The organism is Brachyspira catarrhinii, from assembly GCF_005518285.1.
GTDB lineage: Bacteria > Spirochaetota > Brachyspiria > Brachyspirales > Brachyspiraceae > Brachyspira > Brachyspira catarrhinii.
The window spans coordinates 1-2,396 of the sequence record NZ_SJDU01000347.1 but is presented as its reverse complement, the minus strand read 5'-3'; the positions used below and the strand labels follow the sequence as shown (position 1 = coordinate 2,396).

At 33.0% G+C, this 2,396-nt stretch carries 3 protein-coding genes, 2 tRNA genes and 1 pseudogene; all 6 read right to left on the bottom strand.

Annotation, left to right across the window (positions count from 1 at the left end):
- On the bottom strand, positions 1 to 627 hold a 627-nt coding region (locus EZH24_RS10335), incomplete at its 3' end, for a TCP-1/cpn60 chaperonin family protein (RefSeq protein WP_272897896.1).
- Between the two features lie 121 nt (positions 628 to 748).
- Positions 749 to 958, bottom strand: coding sequence for a 30S ribosomal protein S21 (rpsU, locus tag EZH24_RS10330; protein ID WP_137999051.1), 210 nt, complete (start codon positions 956 to 958; stop codon positions 749 to 751).
- 31 nt (positions 959 to 989) lie between these two features.
- A tRNA-Met gene (locus EZH24_RS10325) sits at positions 990 to 1,063 on the bottom strand.
- 4 nt (positions 1,064 to 1,067) lie between these two features.
- Positions 1,068 to 1,140 (bottom strand) — tRNA-Met (locus EZH24_RS10320).
- Between the two features lie 95 nt (positions 1,141 to 1,235).
- Positions 1,236 to 2,222, bottom strand: a complete 987-nt coding sequence (locus EZH24_RS10315; RefSeq protein WP_137999050.1) for a radical SAM protein — start codon at positions 2,220 to 2,222, stop codon at positions 1,236 to 1,238.
- Positions 2,203 to 2,396 (bottom strand): annotated as a pseudogene (locus EZH24_RS10310) (UDP-N-acetylmuramate dehydrogenase); the annotation flags it as partial. The gene EZH24_RS10315 and the pseudogene EZH24_RS10310, both read right to left, overlap by 20 nt.

Here is a 2,396-nt window from a genome sequence, read left to right as displayed (position 1 = left end):
ATGGAGATATATAACCTCTAATGGAGATATATAACCTCTATCAAATTGCATTCCTTCGACTAACGATAAATTAGTCTCCAAAGATTTTGCTTCTTCAACGGTTATAACGCCTTCTTTACCAACTTTTTCCATAGCATCGCTTATAAGTTCGCCAATCTCTTTATCGTTATTTGCGGAGATTGTCGCAACCTGAGCGATTTCTTCTTTGCCTTTGATTTGTTTTGCTTCGGATTTTATATGAGCGACTATTTCATTAACCGCTTTTTCAATTCCTCTTTTGATAAGCATAGGATTTGCGCCGCTCGTTACATTTTTAAGCCCTTCTTTTACCATAGCTTGAGCCAAAACGGTAGCGGTAGTAGTTCCGTCCCCAGCGACATCGTTCGTTTTAGTGGCGACTTCTTTAACTATTTGAGCGCCCATATTTTCAAACGGGTCTTCCAATTCTATTTCTTTAGCGATTGTAACGCCATCGTTTATTATTGTCGGAGGACCGAATTTTTTATCTATTACCACATTTCGTCCTCTTGGTCCTAAAGTTACTTTTACCGCGTTAGCCAAGGAATCGACTCCTCGCATTAGCGCTCGTCTCGCTTCTTCGTCAAATAATAGCTGTTTTGCTGCCATAATTTTTTCTCCTTAAAATATTAAAAATTATTAATAGTCTTTTTTCTAAAATATTTTTTATTTTAAAATTGTAAAAATTATACAATAAAAAATAAATATTTTCAAGAGTAGACCGATTAGATTATAATAAACCTAATCTTCGTTCTTTTTTCATTTTTCTTTTCATTCTTTTAAGCGCTTTTTCTCTTTGAAGTTTTTTTTCAAGAGACGGCTTTTTGTAGAATTGTTTTTCTTTTAATTCCTGCAAGATAGCTTCGTTTTCGCATGCTCTACGAAATCTTTTAATAACGCTGTCTACAGGCTCTCCTTCGTTAGCGAATACTCGAACCAAATTAACTCACCTACCTTTTTTATAAAATAATTAGCGGCGAGAGGACTTGAACCTCTGACACTGCGGATATGAGCCGCATGCTCTAACCCCCTGAGCCACGCCGCCGTATTAGCGGGGACAGGACTTGAACCTATGACCTTTGGGTTATGAGCCCAACGAGCTACCAACTGCTCCACCCCGCGATATAATTATCGAATATTATATGCTATTTTAATTTTAAAGTCAAGCGTTTTTTACTCTTTTTTACGCGTTTTTTATATATTCAAAATCTAAAAAATTAAAATTGAAAAGGAATCTCTCTCGTAAAATCTGGCAAATAAGTTTCCGAGCTTTCCATTTCCTGCGACAAAATATTTTCAAATCCCAAATCCAATGCGTAATTAATCAAATCGTTATATTCTTTAAAATATAATTTTCTGTTTATTTCGTCAAAATTTTTAGCTTTAAATTCGGGATTATATTGAGACATAAGCGAAATTGTCGACTTCAAAAATCCTCTTTCTTTCAATTCAATCAATATATCGTAAGAATCCGATTGATTATTTGGCAAAATCAAATGTCTTATTATTATTCCGCTTTTTGCAATTTTGTTATCGTCAACAATAAAATCCCCGACTTGATTTTTCATTATTTCAATCGCTTTAATTGCGACAGAAAAATAATTTTCCGCTTTAGAATATTTAATCGCTTTTTCGTCAAATAAATATTTTAAATCGGGCAAATAAATGTCGACTATTCCGTCCAAACAATCTAATAATTCTTCCGTATCGTATCCGTTGGTATTATAAACTATAGGCAAATTAAATCCTTTGTTTAATGCAATTTTCAAAGCTTTCAATATCGGATAAATTACATGGCTTGCGCTTACCAAATTTATATTATTAGCTCCTTTTTCTTCGAGTTCCAAAAAATATGACGATAAAGTTTCAATGTCGATTGTCTCTCCAATTCCGTTTGAACTTATTTGATAATTTTGACAGAATACGCAGTTTAAATTGCAGTTTGAAAAAAATATTGTTCCGCTTCCGCTTTTTCCGACAAGCATCGGTTCTTCTCCAAAATGCAGAGTGCGAGATGCGACTTTTATACTATTGTTATCTTCAAAAATTTTGCATCTTCCAATTTTATTTTGATTTCTATTTACTTTGCATAAATGTCCGCAGCATATACAACTATCGTAAAGTAATTTCGCTTTTTCAATCGCTTTGTCGATATTTTCCAAATGTTTTTTATTGTAATTAATTTTATAATTTTTCGTTTTCATTGCTTATTATTTTTATTTCGGGCTTTAAGACGATTCCTTTTTGATTATAAACTTCTTCTTTAACTTTTTTCATTAAAAATAAAATATCTTTTCCCGTAGCGTTTTTATAATTTACGATAAAATTCGCATGATATGGAGAAACCATAGCGCCGCCTAATTTTACGCCGCGCATAT

Bases quoted from the DNA above. Each gene is read 5' to 3' on its own strand.
- EZH24_RS10315 (WP_137999050.1), bottom strand. From the start codon at position 2,222: ATGAAAACGAAAAATTATAAAATTAATTACAATAAAAAACATTTGGAA.